Origin of the sequence: Novibacillus thermophilus (assembly GCF_002005165.1) — a bacterium.
GTDB classification, from domain to species: Bacteria; Bacillota; Bacilli; order Thermoactinomycetales; family Novibacillaceae; genus Novibacillus; species Novibacillus thermophilus.
In genome coordinates this window covers 2,586,788-2,605,629 of sequence record NZ_CP019699.1, presented here as the reverse complement: position 1 = coordinate 2,605,629, position 18,842 = coordinate 2,586,788, and the positions used below count along the sequence as shown (strand labels likewise).

Sequence of the window (18,842 nt, the reverse complement as noted above, 5' to 3'; positions counted from 1 at the left end):
AGATAACAGTAAAAGTTTTTTTGTTAATATGAAAATGTAACAGTTTATTTTGTGGTGACTAAAATAACCCCCGTGACAGTATCGCCTGTCACGGGGGAGAGTTACCGAAGGGACTGTTCCCACTTTTTCATCAATGCATCCGCATGAGAGTGAAGCGCTTGAAACGCCCTTTCAGATATCAACTCACCGTCTTGCTGATGGTCAAGTAACACTTTAAAGCGTTTCATATGTTTGACTACCTTTTCAGCCGCTTCTCGCCTTTCGAAGTGATCGACTGCCGTCAGGTGGATGATTAAGGAACGGGCAGCGTCGCGGTTTGCAAATTCTCCCTTCTCCTCAAAGCGCTCAACGAGCGCCTTCATGTCGGCTGCACCTACACCTTGGGGCGTCTCTTTAGCGTAGTACACCTCTAATTCACCGATGGAAGTAAACGTTTTACTTCCTCCCGGTGTCCCGATGATTCTGACACCGTCTCCCCACGTATCGTCAAATGTAAATGTATACGTTTGATGTTTGCCCGCTGTTTGGTCTTTCGGATAATCAGGTGTCACCGATAAATTCTTCACATCGATCCATTCAAAATTTTGTCTGACCTGTACCTTTACATCTGTAAACCAACCGCCATCGCTGAACATGTTCCCCGTCGTATATTTCACGGTGTTCATATTGTACGACTTGTTCCACGTATACCCCCACCAGTCCACTGTTTTCCGCTCGTTGTTCCAGCTATCTTCTGATTCTTCTTTAATGCCGTTGTTGAAGTAATCTACGTTCCCGAAATGTGCCACTTTATTGATAGGGGTCGTGCTTTCATCAATTACCGCCAAATTGTCATTGTTTTTTGAATTAGTAGGGGTAGAGGAAACATAAGGTTCAACCACCATCTTTCTTAAAGAGAAGTTATAATTATTCGTGCCGCCCATAAACGTATTGGACTGTACGTACATCGTTTTCCCATCCGGACTGATAAATTTCGAAGGAATAGTGGTTGCATAACCTCCGTTTTTTGTTTCAGTCCATGGGTATGCACCGTAATCTTTCGATAAAAAGCGTTTCCACGGCCCCCAAGGTGTCGGCGCTTCATAAAATTCAAATGTATATTCTGTCCACGATGAATAAATATAGCGATCGAGTGGTTTATTGTAAACAACACTTCCTTGTGAAATGACTGTCATGTTCTTCGGATCGGAAGAAAAGTATGTGTCTTGATAGACTAACCGATCGTCTTGTAAAACCGGTACTTTCTCATCAATATGGCTTGACCAGGTGGGGTGACCGTCATCAAGTCCTGTGTAAAACTCCCATGCTGATCGGTCCATGATGCTCGTTTTAGGTACTCTAGCCAAAAAGAGTTTGGTCGGGTCCTCAACCCGGTCGTTAAAAGAATCTCTCCAGTTGTAATCTAATCCATAGGCATATACGTAGTCGTCTATCGCGTTTTCGTAGTCCTTTCCATAATCAAGAAACATGATCGTCGTGAACGTGTGGTCGTCAAACATGGGACCAGACTTATCCCAAGTCCATGTTTTTCCTTTATCCGTAGACTTTACAATCGTGGCAGAAGGGACATCATTAAAATCTTTACTTAAATCTTGAACAGCAAGATACAGATCCCCATCGACACATGCCATACCGGTAGGTTTACGATTGTAGTGATCGGGATCGTTCCATATTTGTCCGATGTCATCGGACCGAGCTATCGTCTCACCTTTAAGGTTTCCAGGTGTACCGCTGATTCTATTCACTGCTATATCTGTCAGGTGTTCATGGGCCGGCGGAACATTGGGGGTATTGGGTGGAATGATTGTAAACCCGTCTCCGTCGCCGTTTGCTGCATACAAATAGTCGTCGTCTGACCAGCACGAAGCCCATAAATCCCCTTGGCTGTCTGTGTTCAGTGTGTCAGATTCTTCCACGTAAACGGTTGAGAAAAAAGTACTATCTCCGGGGACTTCGGCATCCGCTGTATTTGCCAAGACATCACCTCCAAAGGACATTGGCACTATCAAGATTGTCGCTGTAACGAAATACAGTATTTGACACAGTCTGCTTTTCTTCACAACTGTTCACCCTTCCCGATTTTTTTCGAAAGATCAAAAGTCAGTCGTCATCAACGGTTGCGTCTGTATCTCTCCTTTCTGCCAAAGGGCTTTTCTTACTTAATCCCCGTCATTTTAATGCCGTCGACAAGATATCGCTGCATGAGGAAAAACAGCATAAATGTAGGAATAGCACCTAACAGAGCAGCCGCTAACACAATGCTCCACTCGGTTTCATATCCACCGCCGACGATATTGGCCAGCGCCACTTGTACGACCATCAGTTCTTCTTTTTGGTTAATAATCAACGGCCATAAGTAATTGTTCCAATTGGCCGTGAAAAAGCCAATCGTCAACGGAATAATAATCGATTTAGACAAAGGGAGAACAAGGCGAAAGAACGTTCCCGCAATGGACAAGCCTTCCAGGTATGCAGCCTCCTCCAATTCTTTTGGGAAGTCTTTGTAGAACTGACGAAACAGGAATATGCCATACGCATTGAAAATCATTGGAACGATCAACCCGAAGTATGAATTTGCCATCCCTAGATTTTTCGTCACCATGTAAAGGGGGATCATAATAATAGTAAAAGGTACCATCAAGGTGCTGATCATCCACCCAAAGATGAGGTGCTTGCCTGGAAAGTTTAAGCGGGCGAGCGCATATCCCGACATGGAGTGAAAAAGCAATGCCACGACAGTGACAGTCGTTGACACAATGAATGAATTCCAGATCGACCTTAAAATATTCGTTTCCAGGGCGGCTTTAAAATTGTCCAAAGTTAAATTCGTGAAATTGACGTTCAGATTAAAAACTTCAATTGGTATTTTAAATGCGCCGATAACCAAGAAGTAAATGGGTGCAACCAACAGTATTCCGACTAAAATCGCAAAAACAGACAGAGGAATGTTACGTTTCGTCACTTCCTTAAGCCCCCTAACTTCATTTCGAGTACAGTCTCATTTGTGCAAGAGACAACACAAAAATAATTAAGAACAAAACAACGGCTAGTGCGGAAGCGTATCCTATATTCAAAAATTCAAAGGCCTGTTTGTATATATAAAGGACACTGACCTCAGTGGAACTTGCCGGGCCACCCTTTGTCATGACCATGATTTGGTCAAAGACTGTAAACGAACCAATGGTAGTCACGACCAAAATAAAAATGCTCGTTTCCTTCAGCAACGGAAATGTAATATACCTGAAGGCCTTCCAGCTCGTTGCCCCGTCTATTTGTGCTGCTTCGTAATAGTCCTTCGGAATTTCTTTTAGTGAGGCCATGAAAATGACCATATTATAACCTAGATTAATCCAGATGATGACGACGATTATCGAAATTAACGCTTGACTGGTAGAACCTAAAAACTGTTGATTTGGAATTCCAAACAGATTTAAAAACTGGTTTATAAAGCCGTCCCGAGGGTTGTATAAAAACATCCAGATCACAGCAGATATGACAGACGTTATCGCAAACGGAAGCAGAAACATTGTACGGGTTAAACTTTGAACCCTGGGAGTCAAACTGTTTACAATGACAGCGAAAAACAAAGCGAGTATGTAGAGCGCAGGCACGTAAATCAAAGTAAATATAAAGGTTCTATATACGGAGTTCCACCACTCATGATCAGAAGTCAATTGGACATAATTGTCAAAACCGATAAACACTTTTGGACTTAACGCGTTCCACTCATGCAGGCTAACGTAGAAGGCATACACCATCGGCACAAACACAAAGACGGTTAACCCTAATAGATTAGGCAACAGAAATCCGTACGCGGTAAATGCCTCTTTCCGATTTGTTTTCATTTCAAGTTTTACCTCCCCACAAACACCGAGGTCCTTTTGTTCTCCTCTTAAGTTTCATCCGGCTGGCACCCAGCCAGATCCAACCGGATGAAGTGAACGTATTTATTGTTTGAGTGCGTCTTGGATTTTTTTGTGTGCGGTTTGAGCTGCTTCTTCACCCGTCGCATCACTAAACATTACCATCTGCAACGCTTCTCCGACCGCATCTACCACTTCTGCTCCAAAACGAGGCTCAGGAACTGCTGTCTCGTAAATTTCATTTGTAAAAATTTTGCGCAGACCTTTTTGGTAGAATTCTTCTCCTTCTTCTATGACCGATTTTCTTGCCGGATAAGCAGATTTCGTCTTCGCCCACTTTAAGGGCCGCGACGGATCATCTCCAAAGGCCCACATAATAAACTCTGCTGCTTCTTCCACATGTTCGCTGTTGGCATTGACAGCAAGTTTCCATCCCCCAGCAGCCGTTGAAGGAGTCCCCCCTTCCGGTATTGGTAAGGGGACTAAACCTGCATCGAAGTCACTAAATTTATTCTCCAAGTCAGAAATGGCCCAAGTTCCCGTTATCTGCATGGCTGCAGTACCGTTCGTTAAATTGTCAATGTCTCCTGCACCTTCTTGCAGTTTTGACGGCGCTAATCCCTCTTTAAAAAATGTGCCCCAAAAGTCTAGTGCTGCCGTAACTTCACTGAAAAGATAACTTAAGGCGAAAAATGATGATTTTGTCGAAAAACGGCAGTCTCACGGGGAGACTGGTCTTTAACTTGACCTCCCATAAGCTGAACAAAGGTCATGAGATGGAAGATACCATAATAAGGGCCACTGAACACAATGATCTGATCTTGATTTTCTTGCATAAGGCGACGACGCCAATTGCGAATCCCTTTCGACGGCTGATTAGAGGATTCACTCTCTTCGCCTTCTTCCGTTTGCTCGGCACACCAAGTTCGATAAGCCGTTGTCAGGGCAATGGTCAAAAACGTGAAATAGACGTGCGATACCATGCCATTGGCCGTTTTGGTTGGCGCATGTTCCAGATTCCAGCCCTGTTTGCCTTCACGAAAAAGTAAATTCTCAATAAGGCTGCGCCCATCATAAGCATCATACGGAACAAAAGGGCGGTCAACGGGACTGTTGGTCAAAAAAACAGGGCATTTGTCTGCCGGGATCTCCTCGTTTCGGTAGCGTTGAATGACCACGGCGTTGATTGGGCAACCGCCGCCGCCCGTCTTACTGTATTGCTTTGCGGGCTTTGCCGGGTCCCGATAATCGACATAACTGGTTAACGCCTTGACACCAGTAACTTGGGTCTCGAGGATGTGCTCGGTTTTGCTTTTGCCACGACCGGACGTCTGTTTTTCTTGGCGTGTATCCGTCACCCCCATGGACGCTTGAGCCAAGTCCCGTGCATCCTGGGCGACGTCCATGTTGGAGCGTGCGGGAATCACAAATGTGATCTTTTGTTGGTCGAGCCAATATAAGGTGGTGCCGTCCAGAAAGCCCCGATCCATCAACACTTGGGTGATCCGGCTGTGCTTGCCCAGATTGCGCTGAGCCTGCTCGATGAGCACACGCGTATATTTGGACTCGTGTTCATGAATGGGGACGACTTTTAGAGCAAGGGGAATTTCCGTGTGCTGGTCAAACAACACAATCGCTTTCCATCCGTAAACGACACACTCGATCTCCCGGACGCCCTTTTTGTTGTGGATTTTCTTTTTGCGCATCACTTTTCCGGCACCTTCGTAGTTCGGCGTCGTTTCGATATCGGTGCCATCGATGATGCCCGTCACTTGTTGGTAGAAAGCACCAGATGCCGCTAAGTTGGCGATATTGGTGTTAAACAGTTGTTCAATCTCCTGTGGTGTCGCCTTATTCATGAATTCTGCCAGTGTCTGAGGGGTAAACGGGCTGGCGGGTGGGGTGTCGTTATGCCGTTTACCGGCACCCCGATTACAGTACCCTTCTTCCAACACCATAGCCGAAAAGCCCAAGGTTCGCATCACACCCTGATCACTAAACAACAGAGCAGGCAAACTTTTCATCGCCTTAATGCCCAGCAATGTTTTGGCCAAATACGTGATCAAGAAGTAATAAAACGGAATCATCACCCGTTGATACTGGCTAGCTTGAAAGGTGGAAAAAGAATGGAGGACACCGGTTTCTGACAAGTAGCCCATAAAATCATCCAAGATAGCTTCATCTTCCAGGTTGTGTACGCTGTCCATCGTTTTCGTGGTGCTGATCACCTGGGCGACGTATTCATCATCCCTTGTAGCGGCCACAATGGAAAAACGGTCGTTTAAGATGTGGGCGAAGTTACTCATCAATCATCCCTCATTCCGATTTTTATCTGGAATGAAGACATTCGCTCCGGAACCACTATTTTCCTTGTAGACTGACCCATTTCGACAAAACTAATGGTGATTCGACAATTGATTAGCTATGTTATCTTTTCAGGTAACTTCAGGAGAATTAAACGTGGATTGGGTACCATCTTCGTTTAGTACGTCTCCGCCTTGTTGCCATAAAAACGGATACCAAATAAAGTTTAAGTATGGCCCTTTATCTGTCGGAAGTACAAGCCCGGCAACTTTATCCGTTTTCAACTTACGAGCAGCATCTAAGAGCTCCTCCCATGTTTCCGGGGGTTTAATATGATGTGCCTCTAACATCTTCTTGTTATAAAACAGACCCAACAATTCCATTTCAAGGGGCAACGCAAGAATTTTCTCATCGTATGTCACGGCATCGATCGTCGATGGAAGAAAATCCTCTTGAACACCTTCCTTAAAGTAAGGAGTTAAATCTGCCATCAGACCTGCATCTGCATACTTGTTAAAATCTCCTGCACTCGTCATAAAAATATCTGGCCCTTCATTATTGGCAAAAGCAACTGGCAGTTTTTGATTAGAATAATCCGTTGAATTGCCGTGACTGGAGTACTCAATTTTCACCTCATCTTGAATCGAGTTATATTCATCAACCAGTTCTTGAAAGAGTTCTTGATGCATATCGAACTGAAAATCCCAAAAGGTCAGCTCTATCACTTTTGATGCCTTACGGTTGCTCCCTGACTCCTGTGGAGAGCAGCCGACTTGAAACAGGAGACTTAAAGTAATACCCATAATTGTAACAATTTTCCATCTCTTCATTAGAATGCCCCTCCACCATTGATTCCTTGCGAGTTAAATTACTTCCAATCCATCGTTGTCCGGCAACGGTTTAAACGAAGCGTGCGGTTCAGCTTGATACCAGTAGGCCACTGATGCGATATCGTCCTGAAGCGGTAAGTATCGACGGCCAGAGCGCCAACCTAGCGCTTGTATCGTGACTCGTAAATCTTCATGAAAGCGGATCGGATCCATGATATGCCAACGGTACATCCCGAATCTCTGCTGACTGCGGTACAGTCCGTCCGGTTTAATGACCTGATGAAGGCCGAGAAAAGGGGTTGAATAAATGCCGTACTCTCCTTTCGGCTGTTCGAAATTCCACGCCCCGCCAAAATAATCTTCAGTGCCGGTTCCGCATATGGTGGGAAATTTGTCATCTCCGTCCATGTAAAACTTTATTTCTCCCTCACCCCACCATCCGTTATTGTTCGTCTGCCACGCAAGATAAGTTCCTACGTAATGGCCTCTCCCTTTCACTCCGTCCACAATGGTATGCACATCCTTGTATTTAACCGGATGGCTCCTTCGCCACTGAGCGTGGAAATAAGCGACATCATCAGGCACTTCAGTCAAAGTAAAATCGATCTGATAGTAAAGGACGACTTTTTCCGGCATGCGATTTTCCACCGTGACTTTCGCACTTTTACGAAATGGCATAAGCCAATAGCAATTCATCCCACCAGCAGGATTGACAGCGACAGGAAGTGAATTGACGTTACTTCTCTCACACCAACCGTTGCAAAAAAAGTCACCGAGTGGCACTTCCACTGATGGTTCATCTTCACCATCCCAATACATTCGAAGAATCATGTGCCGCCAACTTTCTGGAAAACACGTTAACCAGATGTGTTGAATGGCTCCCGGTTCATCGATCTCCGCCATTGTAAACACTGACCCAGGTTCTATTTCGACAGAAGGCGATACCTTCCACCCTTGCCCGAGATCTCGTGCAAAAGATTCACCCGTTCCACTCGTCGCCATGCCCCCCTTTCCTTTTTCTCCGGTAAAGTTTTCGGCACTGATTGATCTCGTCTTCGCGTTAGAAAGTTTCACGAGAGTTCCTAAGCCCATGTTTAAACCGTTAAACTGATCCATCTCTTTCATCACCTTCCTCGTGGTTCAAGTGTGACTGGTTTTTCTCCAGCCACACTTGAATCCTCCTATTCAAGTTCCTTTACAATTTTTTGATGCGCTTCCTTTGCGGCGTCTTTACCACTAACGCCACCGAACATCACACTGTGTAACGCTTGTCCAACAGCGTCTACGACTTCCGGCGGGAATGAAGGTTCAGGAATGGCTGAATCATATATTTCTTCTGTAAATACTTTGCGCAATCCATCAGTGTACACGTGTTCACCTGCATCAATGACAGACTGTCTGGCAGGATATGCAAACTTGACTTCAGTCGACCATTCCAGCGGACGAGCCGGGTCGTCACCGAAGGCCCACATCACAAATTTCGCTGCTTCTTCAACGTGTGTACTTGCACTGTTGACGGCCATTTTCCAACCACCCGCAGCCGTTGCGTGTTGTCCTCCCTCAGGGATCGGAATTGGCGCTACGTTAATCGGTACGTCGGGGAATTCGCTTTCGATTCGCGGAATCGCCCATGTACCGACAACTTGCATCGCTGCCTTGCCGGTGCCCAAGTTGTCAATTTCTGTCGGTCCGTATTGCAGCTTTGATGGAGCTAATCCTTCTTGAAAGATCGTTCCCCATAAATCCAGTGCCTGAACTACCTCCGGAGAGTCGAATGTAGATTTTGTGTAATCTTCATTCAGGACATCCCCACCCTGTTGCCACAGGAAAGGATACCAAACGAAGTTAAAGTACGGTCCCGTGTCAGTCGGTAAAACAATGCCTGCCGTTTCATCTGTATTCAGAGCTCGAGCAGCTTCAATCAGTTCATCCCACGTTTGGGGAACTTCAACGTTTGCCGCTTCTAACATCTCTTCGTTGTAATAGAGGCCTAACAGCTCCATCTCAAACGGAAGCGCCAAAATTTTGTCGTCCACGGTAACAGCTTCGATCGCAGACGGTAAGAAATCCTTTAAGGACCCTTCCGGAAAATAAGGCGTTAAATCAGCCATAATGCCAGAGTTGGCAAATTTCATAAAATCTCCCGGGCTAATCATGAAGATATCTGGTCCTGACTCGCCTGCAAATGCGACAGGTAACGTTTTTGTGGTATAATCGTCTTGGTTGTAGAATGAGATTTCAATGTGAACGTCGTCTTGTATCGAGTTGTATTCATCAACTAACTCCCTAAAGAATGTTTCCTCTGCTTCTGTATGGAAGGTCCAAAACTGTAGAGAGGCCTTTTCTCCAGATGTCGCCGGACCTTCGCTATCTTCTGTCGGTGTGGCAGATCCTTCATCCGATGTACATGCGCTGAGAAATAACGCAACCGTTAACAGCGCAGAGACCAAAATGACTGCGGCTTTACGATTTCGCATTTCACATTCCTCCCGATTTCATTTTAGGTTTTTTGAGCCAACGTACCTTCCCCTTCCTATGGATTGACTGTCGTTATCTCCCCCCTTCAAAAGAATACAGACGGCATCACCTTGATATGGAATCGGTGCTATATGTAACCCTTAAAATAGTTGCGTGGCCTTATGCGTGCGAATAAATCTTTCAACATCCTGCAAATTGGGCAAGGATGGAATGGCACCTTGATGGGTCACGGTTAAAGCCCCTACAGCGTTGGCAAATCCTACAGCTTGTTTCAGGTCTTTCCCTTGTACTATCGCGACTGCTAGGGCCCCGTTGAACGAGTCGCCAGCTGCAACCGTATCGACCGGCTGGACTTCAAACCCGGGTATAAATCTTTCTTCTGAGGCGTTCGCGAAATAAGCACCGTCCTTTTCCAACGTAATGATCACATTCTTGACTCCTTTGCGGAGAAGGACATCTGCAGACCGTTTTACGTCTTTCTTGTCACAGATTTTCATATCGCTTAACTGTTCTGCTTCTGCTTTATTTGGAGTTAAATACGTCACTTTTTTTAGTAATTCATCACTTAACGCTCTTGCAGGTGCCGGATTGAGAATCACGGGCACCCCGTATTTATAGGCGAGATCAACAGCGTGTTCTACCGTCGCCATATGCATTTCTAATTGCAACATGACGACACTTGCTTTTTGAATGACATCTTCAATCGCGTTTAAATCAGTGGGCTGATAAGCCAAATTAGCTCCAGGGACGACAATGATGCGATTATTTCCTGTTTCGTCTACAGTAACGTTCCCGATACCCGTTGGAAGTGCTGAATCTCTTAAAACATACTGTGTGTCGATCCCTTCATTCCTCAGTATCTCTAGAAACTCATCAGCGAAAATGTCATTTCCTAGCTTCCCTGCCATCACAACGTCACCTTGAAGTCGCGAAGCAGCAACTGCCTGATTGGCTCCTTTCCCGCCAGGAACGCGTGAAAAGCTGTTTCCTATAATTGTTTCCCCCATTTCTGGTACCCTCGGCGTTCGGACGACCATATCCATCATAAAACTGCCAACTACAAGTATCTTCAACTACTCTCCACTTCCTTTATAAGATCTTTTATTTGTTGGATAGCTGTCGACCCAAACTGCCGCCGGGGTGATATAAGTGAAAGTCCTCTTTTCTGAAATTCCTCAACTTTGACAAAACGATTGCCAAGGCGTCTCCAATCACGAGCGTTAAAGTCGTACTCGTGGTCGGTGCAAGACCGAGGTGATCAGCTTCCCTGTCATACTGATACGTGAGGGCTGTATCACAATATTTCGCAAGTGTTGAATTTTTGTTTGATGTAATGGCAATAAGTACAGAACCGATTTTTTTTAGAGAGGGCAGCAGACTGAGAACTTCCTCTGTCTCACCGCTGTTGGATATAAGGATGACCACATCGTCCTGTTGAATCATGCCCAAATCGCCGTGAAGACCTTCCGTAGCGTGTACAAAAAAAGCTGGGGTCCCTGTACTTGCCAGAGAGGCAGCGATCTTTTTACCGATGTGTCCCGATTTGCCGACACCTGATAGGATCACTTTGCCTTTGCAATTCCAAATCAACTGAACCGCCTTTTCAAAGCTCTCTTCAATTTGTTCAGGAAGCATCTGCATCGCGACACTTTCAGCCTTAATGACATCTCGTAAACTGTCGATGACATTCATGGTTTATCCTCCCTCTTGATTTCTTCAACACACTCATTCTTTCTAAGCAAAACGGTGAATATTGCATACTATTTACTTAGGTAATCGATTACATGAGTGTAAAAAAACTTCCTATTCATTTTTTTGATTTTTGTTTGGTAAAACCAAAGTAGATTGAATTACTTCGTGACTCGGAGGCACATCTTTTTTTAGCAAACAATTCAGAATGAGGTTCCCGATTTTTTTACCCATCTCGTAAGGATATTGTTTGATTGACGTGATGCACAAATTTTGTAGTAACTCTGCAGCCTCAATTTCACCATAAGAAGCCACCGTCATATCTTCAGGAACCCGGTATCCTCTTTTAAACAGTTCTAGCAAGACACCGAATGCCATCGCGTTGTTAAGGGCTAAAATGGCTGTCGGCTTTTTCTTTAAATTAAGAAAATGTTCAACAGCTTGCCTACCGCCTTCTTGAGAGAAGGCACCATTAAAAGTAAGGTTGGGATCCTCTGCTATCCCGTACGCATCAATCGCTTTTTTGTAGCCCAAATAGCGATCTTTTGCAGTACTTACGTGATCTGGGCCATTTACTACACCGATATTTGTATGTCCCTGTTCTATAAGTGACTTTGTAATGTCGTAAGCAGCTTGTAAATTGTCTTCTTCTACTAAGTTAAGTTTTAAATCAGGCTGCTCGATCCTTCGATCCATTAAAATGATCGGGATACCAGCGCGGTGGATGTCGTCTATCAACTCTTCATTTTTTCCAGACGTTGCCAATACGATAGCCTCGACCCGATTCCCGTACAAGAGGCGCAAAAACCCACTTTCTTTTTCCGGGTTTTCGTCGCTGCTACAAAAGATTAATTGATAGCCGAGTTCTTGAATGGTATCTTCAATCCCTTTAGAAATCGTCATGAAGTACGGATTGGAAATATCGGGGATGACGACGCCAATCGTATTTGTCTTGTCCTGTTTTAAACTTCTTGCCACAGCATTAGGCTGATAATTTAACTGATCGACAGCATCAAATACCCGTTTTTTGATTTCTTCACTCACGAACCCAACATTGTTCAAAACTCTTGATACGGTGGCTGTCGATACATTTGCTTTTTTTGCTACATCTTTAATGGTTACTCTCGCCATGTAACTCTACTCCAGTTCTTTGAATCATTACTTAATGTCAACATATGGTTACTCTTAGCTTTACGTCCTTGGATATATCAGGTAAAATTCATTTCCTTTCCTCCATCAAAAAGATATGTAAACGTTTATGTAATCGATTTCCAGTATACAACGAGTTTTTAACTATTTCAACATATTTTCATAACGCATTTTTATGGTGTCCTAGGATACATTCAGCTAGTGATGTAGCTGCTGCCCCATTTCCCCAATCAAAAATGGTAAATTCACCTACACGATTTTGCAACGCACTGTCACCATGATTGAAATTTTCCATGTGAAATCCGTGATCATATTGATCGAAATTGGGGTGAGTTGCATCATACAGTTCCTTCACCTCATCATTTTCGGGACAATACATCATGTAAAAAGAAGCTTTCATGGCTAAAATTCCCCGATCTCGGTATCTTTGAATTCCCGTTAACTTATAATAGTCAAGATAAGTAAGAGCAAACAAACTTTGTCTGGCATCATTCCATTCATCGTCACTCGTCATCACACCAAACCCGCCCATTGTCGGGATTTGGAAGAAGGGAGGCTGCCATATTTGTTGGTAAAGGGACATTTCCGCCAACACTTTTTCCCCGTGTTCGAGGTATATGGATTTCCTAGTTATCCGGTACAATTCTTTTAACGCCTCTGCTGTCCAATACATACCAAGGTTACATTGATTATATAAACCACTCCTTTGATCAACCTTTCCGTACTTTTTGCCTTCCCACTCATTGGAACAAGACCAATACGTTTCAAAATCTTCCCATCTCCCTAGTGGCATAATATAGTCAGTAATAAAGGCTGCTGCTCTTTCGGCTGCTTGAATGTACTTTGAATTAGGTTCTATTTCATGTAATAAACATAGGAGCATGATATGCATGGATGTCTCTGGACTCTCCTTCAAATAAGGGGAGCAATCTAGGTCGTGGGGGCGAACCCAAGATGGGAAATTTCCTCCTTCGAATTGTAAAGACAACAAACGGTTCACATAGCGACGAACATATGCCAGTATTTTCTCATCACGCTTGATGTCTCGAAACCATTTTAGTAGCCAATAACACGTCCAGGATGCATCTAATAAATGAACGTATTCAACGTGTCCAGGATCAGGACATCGATTAGAAGACATCTGCCAGCCACCCTTTTCCCAGCTATTTTTCTTTCCAGCAACATAACAACTGGGAAACAAGCCATTGATTTGAGGCGCACTAAGTGCAAATTGTAAGTTCTTCTCTGCTTTCTCTATTAAGTTTCGATCTCCCCAGTGTCTCCCCCATAAGGCATACCCATAGGAACTACGCAAACTGCAAAACCAAGCCTGATTCCAAATACTTTTAGCTTCCCGCCACTCTTCTTCCTTGCCCTGGCCAGGCTTTTGTTTAGCGGTTACTATAAAGACATGCCCTCCTACTCTTTGCCCATCAATGTCAAATTCCTGCCAACAGACAGATTTCCAACGCTTAAAGGCCCAATCATAAGTGTAGCTGACATAGCGTTCCAATCGCTTCAAATCAAGTGTTTGGTTTTTCTCAGCAGCCAAATACGGTTTGGCAAAACGATCCCATAGAAAACGTTCTATTGGACGGAAATCGCGTTTTGCTTGTTTTTCTTTTCCCCATTGTGCCATATAGAATTGAAACCTAATAGTCTGATTGTAACTACGTTCCATTGGCTTCATTTGATAATAAACATGACCTATTGCTTTATAATCACACAATCCGTACAGTAAATAATGTCCATCCCGTACATAGTCCATGACGTGAGGCATCGGCCTATTATCTTGGATGTCATTTAGGTCCGGGATAAGTGCACAAACCACTTCCTTATTTTCTACGATTATACTCGGTGAACGGAACACCTTATCCCCAATCACCATATCCTCTTTCGGAGTAAGGTGAGGTTTCCATGTACATGTTAGCGACGATACAAGAGGAATTAAAAGCTGTACTCCACTTATCCTCCCTTCCGCATTCGGAGTTATTTCCACTTTTATACGATATAACAAATGTTGATCGTCATTCTGTACTTCCTCTTCTTGAATGACAACGTTAATTCTTGTTCGATCTGCAGTACTACAAAATAGTTCTCTATCTTTTCTCGCTAGTAAATATTTTTTCCAGTCTCCATCTTCAAACCATTTGATAGCCAGTTCCTGTTCATTAAACCAAAGCACCCTATTATCCCCTTCCTTAAGTAAGGCCATTTGATGAAATAAGTTACCCTTTTAAACCTGTAGTCGTAATTCCTTGCACATAATACCGTTGTAAAAACAAAAATATAATCAAAGTTGGGATAGAGGCTACTGTTGAAGCAGCAAAAATTAATCCCCATGAAGTTGAATATTGTGTTGTATATGAAGCAATGGCAACCTGGATTAATTGTCTACTATCATCACTTATTACAATTAGTGGCCATAAAAATTCATCCCATCTGTTAATAAAAGTCATTATTCCCAATGTAATTAATGCAGGCGTACTTATCGGAACAGCAATTCGAAAAAATATTTGAAGCCAAGAGGCACCATCAATTCGTGCAGCTTCTAACATGTCCCTAGGGATATCTGAAAAAAACTGTATTAACATGAAAATGCCAAATGCCCATACAATTTGAGGTATGATCAAAGCTTTATAACTGTCCAACCAACCAAGATCTCTAATAAGTAAATACTGAGGGATCATTATCGCTTCAAACGGGATGACCAAGGTGGACAAAAACAATACCATTAAGGTTTTTTTTAGTGGAAACCTTAATTTAGCAAAGGAAAATGCAGCTAGGGCATTGATAAATAAACCGCTTACCGTTCCTACAACTGCTACAAAAAGTGTGTTTAATATGTAAACACCGAATGGACGATCTTGATTTGAGAAAATGTCTACATAATTTTCAAATGTAAAATCTACTGGGATGAATAATTCCCAACCAAATTCAGTATATCGAAAAATTTCTGAGTGCGGCCGAAATGAACTTGTCACCATCCAAATCACGGGAAGCAATACAATAAATGAAAGTAAAATCATAAATATGAGTTTGATGACCTTTAAGCCCCTCAATGTCAACCCTCCTAGTATTCGACGTCGGACCGAAATAGTCGTAATTGAATAATCGATATTAATAGTACAATTACAAAAAATATGAAGGCTGCCGCTGTAGCATATCCCATGTCCATTTGATTAAACGCTGTCTGATATATGAAATAAGCAAACGTTCTTGTTGATCCAGCGGGCCCTCCTCCTTCCATCGTGATGTAGACGGGGATAAATATTTTTAAGGCGTCCATTGTGGTAATAATGACAACAAATGCCATTACCCGCTTAATTAGTGGTAATGTAATAGAAATAAAACGCTGGAAAACACTAGCTCCATCAACTTCAGCTGCTTCATATAAATCATTTGGAATATTGTTTAAGCCAGCCAGAAACACGATCATAAAAAAACCCATGGCTTTCCAAATCCCTATAATAGCTACTCCAATCATCGCGATTCTTGGGTTGGATAGAAAATCAATACTAGACACACCCAGCCTTTCTAATATAGCGTTAAGTAGTCCATAATCTTTGTTGAAAATTAACTTAAAAACGGAAGATGCTACGCCCATTGAAATGATAACAGGCAGAAAATAAATAGACCGAAAAATGCCGACGCCAGCAAATTTCTTTTTTACTAGTAGTGCAAGTCCTAACGCAATTGCAGTCTGTATAGGAATAACGATTATGGCGAAATAAAATGAATGCCATAAACTCGAGTAAAACGTATGATCACAAAATAAGTTCAAATAATTGTTAATTCCGACCCACGTTTTGCTAGTACTAATCAAGTTATAATTGTAAAAGCTTGTAAGAAACGCCTGCATCATGGGGTAAATGATAAACGTTAAAAGTAGTAGAGTAGCAGGCAATAAGAATAATAATGCGGATATTGTCTCTCGGTGGCGATAAGGGAGTGGAAACTGTTTAAATTTCAAGTTTTTCACTCCTTATTAATAATGTATTATTTTAATGATTCATCTATTTCTTGTACCGCCTTTTCTACCGCCTCATCAACATCCGTGTTATTGATTGCTAAATCTTCAAACAAATCTCCTACGGCCTTGCTAACGACAGGATAATGAGGTGTAACAGGGCGTGGTTTAGCATAATTTTTCGCCTGTTCTACGAAGATGTTCATTGGATGTTCGTTAAGAGAATCGATTGCTTCATAAGTAGAATGCCTGGCTGGTAAATTACCTGTATGCTCATACCATATCTTGGAACCTTCTTCTCCTGTCACCCAATCGACGAATAACCATGCTTCCTCCGGGTAGTCCGATTGTGAAGAAATCGCCATATTCCAACTGCCCATTGGAGTCACCTGTTCTTTCCCCCTCCACAATGGCGCGATATCCCAATCCTCTCCAAAAACAAAATCAGGATACTCGCTTTGTAAATAAGAGATATGCCACGGTCCTACAACATCGATTGCTAGTCTTCCATTCGCAAATCCATCTTCAGGTATCTCTTGTGGCGCAACCTCCTCTTCATGAAACAGAGATCTATAAAAATCAAGTGCTTTTTTGGATTCATCTGAGTCTAAATAACCACTGGCGGTCGAGTTATCTTCGCTTAAAATGTCTCCCCCAGCTTGCCATATCCAAGGCATTGCAGAAAATACCTGCCCTTCGTTTGAACTTATGCCCATAGTGGGAACCCAACCATAAACGTTTTGATCTGGGTCATTCAACTTTTTAGCGGCATTTAACACTTCCTCCCAAGTCCATGCTTCATTTACATCTGTTGGAGGCAATTCCACCCCTTTCTCCTCAAACAATTTTTTGTTGTAAAACATGGCTAGGCTAGCATCGTTCAAAGGTGCAGCATACATCTTACCATTGTAGGTTAAACTTTCTACAACCGCATCAGTAATATCTTCTTTACCACCGTCTCTCTCATAAAATGCATCAAGTGGTAACAGGGCACCATTATTAGCATACGAAGCCAATGTGGGGCTATCAATTTGCATTATGTCTGGAGCATTCCCCCCTGCTAAAGCCGTTCTTAGGGCTGTTTCATAATCAGTTTTTATTTCCATTTTGACCTTAATATTAGGGTGCTCCTCCTCAAACGACTCTATTAATCTCTTCATTGCTTTTTCTTCAGGGTCATGTTCATGTCTCCAAAAAGTAACTTCTACAGTATCCTCTCTGCTATTAGAGTTAGACCCTTCTTTTTTTCCATTATCAGCATCTGAAGAACACCCTACACACAAAGCAAACAAGAAAAACAAGAATACTCCGATCAATTTTTTCACTCTTTCGCCCTCCTTTGTAAATAGATATGTAAACTACACATTTAAAAAAGGAGATCAATAGTTGAAGCATTTTTCAAAGTCTTCTCTGTTAAACGGCAACGTATCTGGAAGAGGCATCCGTTTCTCAACAGAGGCGATCGGCTGATATGTCTTATGCGGTAACGTTTGGTACCAATAGGCCGTACTGGAGTAATCATCGCTTCTGTGATTGTTGTGTCCGTGTTCAATCGTCACCTTGATGGACTGATTAAACATGATCGGATCTTGGATGTGATAGCGATAAGCTGTTATTTTCCCAGACCAGTTCGGTCCTCCGCCGAGAATAATGCCGTGATAGGGCGTGTTCTGCTCTTGTTGCGGACACCAAGCTGTATTAAAGTAATCTTCCATCCCTGTCCCATGCAGTGTCGGCGGCCAAGCTTCCCCGTCAATGAAAATCATGTCGTCACCTTCGCCATACCAATTCCATTCATGGGTAAAGCGTAAGTTGTGAATATTTAAATTACAACCAACATAGTGGCCCCTTCCTTCTGCTTCCAAAATGACGTAGTTGTTTTCGCCTGTCGTATTTTTACCGCCGAACTGGTATAAAGCGTTCGAAATATTATCGTCAATTCCTTTCGTCAATTCTCTTCGCCATTGGGCGTGAAACCTCAGCTGTGAATCAACTTCCCCCTCATACTCTTCGTAATCGATGTAAAAATAGAATTTAATAGGATGTTCAGCTTCACTTTCGATCTCAATTCTGGCATTTGTCGCATACGGCATCGGAAAAAAACAATTTAAGGAACGACCATCTTCTGGACTCATGGCGAGCGGAGCAGACCAATAGTTTTTTGTGATACCGTGTCCCATCCCGAAGAAATCACCGATGGGCGCCTCAACGCTCGGTATGGTCTCTCCGTCCCAGTACATCCTTATGACGATTTTTCGATGGAGAAATGATTCATCTACTTCTTCTAAAGGAGCCATCGTCATCCAAATGTGAGTGATGCATCCAGACCCTGTCACATTGAAAATTTCACAACGATCTCCGGGATAAATTTTGTAAAAGTCACGGTTGCCGCCGGTACGGTCATAACTGGACTCTCTTTTTCTTTTACCGCTTCTTTCCCGGTATAAATCTCTGAGAGAAGAACCGAAAAATCGCATTTCGACGCCCCCATTCATATGTAATCGTTTATGTAAACGTTTATGTAATCGATTACTAGTATACACTGAACAGTTTGCCATT

15 protein-coding genes and 1 pseudogene are annotated in these 18,842 nt (G+C 43.1%); all 16 read right to left on the bottom strand.

All coding sequences use genetic code 11. From position 1 onward, the window contains the following. Positions 1–101: 101 nt before the first annotated feature. On the bottom strand, positions 102–1,976 hold the full coding sequence (locus tag B0W44_RS12605) for an FIMAH domain-containing protein (RefSeq protein ID WP_149027011.1): 1,875 nt from the start codon (positions 1,974–1,976) through the stop codon (positions 102–104). A gap of 179 nt (positions 1,977–2,155) precedes the next feature. Further along, positions 2,156–2,962, bottom strand: a complete 807-nt coding sequence (locus B0W44_RS12600; RefSeq protein ID WP_077720338.1) for a carbohydrate ABC transporter permease — start codon at positions 2,960–2,962, stop codon at positions 2,156–2,158. A 19-nt stretch (positions 2,963–2,981) separates the two neighbouring features. Then, entirely contained in the window at positions 2,982–3,845 is an 864-nt protein-coding gene (locus B0W44_RS12595) for a carbohydrate ABC transporter permease (RefSeq protein WP_077720337.1), read from the bottom strand. A 102-nt stretch (positions 3,846–3,947) separates the two neighbouring features. Further along, positions 3,948–4,517: pseudogene (locus tag B0W44_RS12590) on the bottom strand (extracellular solute-binding protein); the annotation flags it as partial. Positions 4,518–4,543: 26 nt separating this feature from the next. Next, a complete protein-coding gene (locus tag B0W44_RS12585; RefSeq protein WP_077718376.1) occupies positions 4,544–6,169 on the bottom strand; it encodes a transposase in 1,626 nt (541 codons plus the stop codon). A 129-nt stretch (positions 6,170–6,298) separates the two neighbouring features. Then, positions 6,299–6,997 carry an ABC transporter substrate-binding protein gene (locus tag B0W44_RS12580; RefSeq protein ID WP_077720335.1) on the bottom strand — a complete coding sequence of 233 codons (699 nt, stop codon included), beginning with the start codon at positions 6,995–6,997 and terminating at the stop codon, positions 6,299–6,301. A gap of 33 nt (positions 6,998–7,030) precedes the next feature. Further along, positions 7,031–8,122 carry a glycoside hydrolase family 172 protein gene (locus B0W44_RS12575; protein WP_228441116.1) on the bottom strand — a complete coding sequence of 364 codons (1,092 nt, stop codon included), beginning with the start codon at positions 8,120–8,122 and terminating at the stop codon, positions 7,031–7,033. 56 nt (positions 8,123–8,178) lie between these two features. After that, positions 8,179–9,474 (bottom strand): ABC transporter substrate-binding protein, encoded by a 1,296-nt coding sequence (locus B0W44_RS12570; RefSeq protein ID WP_077720333.1) that lies wholly within the window; start codon positions 9,472–9,474, stop codon positions 8,179–8,181. 141 nt (positions 9,475–9,615) lie between these two features. Next, positions 9,616–10,548: a ribokinase gene (rbsK, locus tag B0W44_RS12565; protein WP_077720332.1), complete on the bottom strand. Its 933-nt coding sequence runs from the start codon at positions 10,546–10,548 to the stop codon at positions 9,616–9,618. Positions 10,549–10,576: 28 nt separating this feature from the next. Beyond that, a complete protein-coding gene (locus B0W44_RS12560) occupies positions 10,577–11,167 on the bottom strand; it encodes a KpsF/GutQ family sugar-phosphate isomerase (protein ID WP_077720331.1) in 591 nt (196 codons plus the stop codon). Between the two features lie 111 nt (positions 11,168–11,278). After that, positions 11,279–12,295, bottom strand: coding sequence for a LacI family DNA-binding transcriptional regulator (locus tag B0W44_RS12555; protein ID WP_077720330.1), 1,017 nt, complete (start codon positions 12,293–12,295; stop codon positions 11,279–11,281). A 178-nt stretch (positions 12,296–12,473) separates the two neighbouring features. Further along, positions 12,474–14,528, bottom strand: a complete 2,055-nt coding sequence (locus tag B0W44_RS12550; RefSeq protein ID WP_169835561.1) for a glycoside hydrolase family protein — start codon at positions 14,526–14,528, stop codon at positions 12,474–12,476. A 13-nt stretch (positions 14,529–14,541) separates the two neighbouring features. Then, the gene (locus tag B0W44_RS12545; RefSeq protein ID WP_228441114.1) at positions 14,542–15,375 is read right to left on the bottom strand and encodes a carbohydrate ABC transporter permease; all 834 of its coding nucleotides are present in this window, start codon (positions 15,373–15,375) and stop codon (positions 14,542–14,544) included. A gap of 11 nt (positions 15,376–15,386) precedes the next feature. Then, entirely contained in the window at positions 15,387–16,286 is a 900-nt protein-coding gene (locus B0W44_RS12540) for a carbohydrate ABC transporter permease (protein ID WP_228441112.1), read from the bottom strand. Positions 16,287–16,312: 26 nt separating this feature from the next. After that, entirely contained in the window at positions 16,313–17,608 is a 1,296-nt protein-coding gene (locus tag B0W44_RS12535) for an ABC transporter substrate-binding protein (protein ID WP_077720328.1), read from the bottom strand. Between the two features lie 54 nt (positions 17,609–17,662). Next, positions 17,663–18,778, bottom strand: a complete 1,116-nt coding sequence (locus B0W44_RS12530; RefSeq protein WP_077720327.1) for a glycoside hydrolase family 172 protein — start codon at positions 18,776–18,778, stop codon at positions 17,663–17,665. Positions 18,779–18,842: the final 64 nt, after the last annotated feature.

Excerpts from the sequence above, each read along its gene's own strand:
- B0W44_RS12595 (WP_077720337.1), bottom strand. The coding sequence starts at position 3,845 with ATGAAAACAAATCGGAAAGAGGCATTTACCGCGTACGGATTTCTGTTG.
- B0W44_RS12585 (WP_077718376.1), bottom strand. The coding sequence starts at position 6,169 with ATGAGTAACTTCGCCCACATCTTAAACGACCGTTTTTCCATTGTGGCC.
- B0W44_RS12580 (WP_077720335.1), bottom strand. The coding sequence starts at position 6,997 with ATGAAGAGATGGAAAATTGTTACAATTATGGGTATTACTTTAAGTCTC.
- B0W44_RS12575 (WP_228441116.1), bottom strand. The coding sequence starts at position 8,122 with ATGAAAGAGATGGATCAGTTTAACGGTTTAAACATGGGCTTAGGAACT.
- B0W44_RS12570 (WP_077720333.1), bottom strand. The coding sequence starts at position 9,474 with ATGCGAAATCGTAAAGCCGCAGTCATTTTGGTCTCTGCGCTGTTAACG.
- B0W44_RS12560 (WP_077720331.1), bottom strand. The coding sequence starts at position 11,167 with ATGAATGTCATCGACAGTTTACGAGATGTCATTAAGGCTGAAAGTGTC.
- B0W44_RS12555 (WP_077720330.1), bottom strand. The coding sequence starts at position 12,295 with ATGGCGAGAGTAACCATTAAAGATGTAGCAAAAAAAGCAAATGTATCG.
- B0W44_RS12550 (WP_169835561.1), bottom strand. The coding sequence starts at position 14,528 with ATGGCCTTACTTAAGGAAGGGGATAATAGGGTGCTTTGGTTTAATGAA.
- B0W44_RS12530 (WP_077720327.1), bottom strand. The coding sequence starts at position 18,778 with ATGAATGGGGGCGTCGAAATGCGATTTTTCGGTTCTTCTCTCAGAGAT.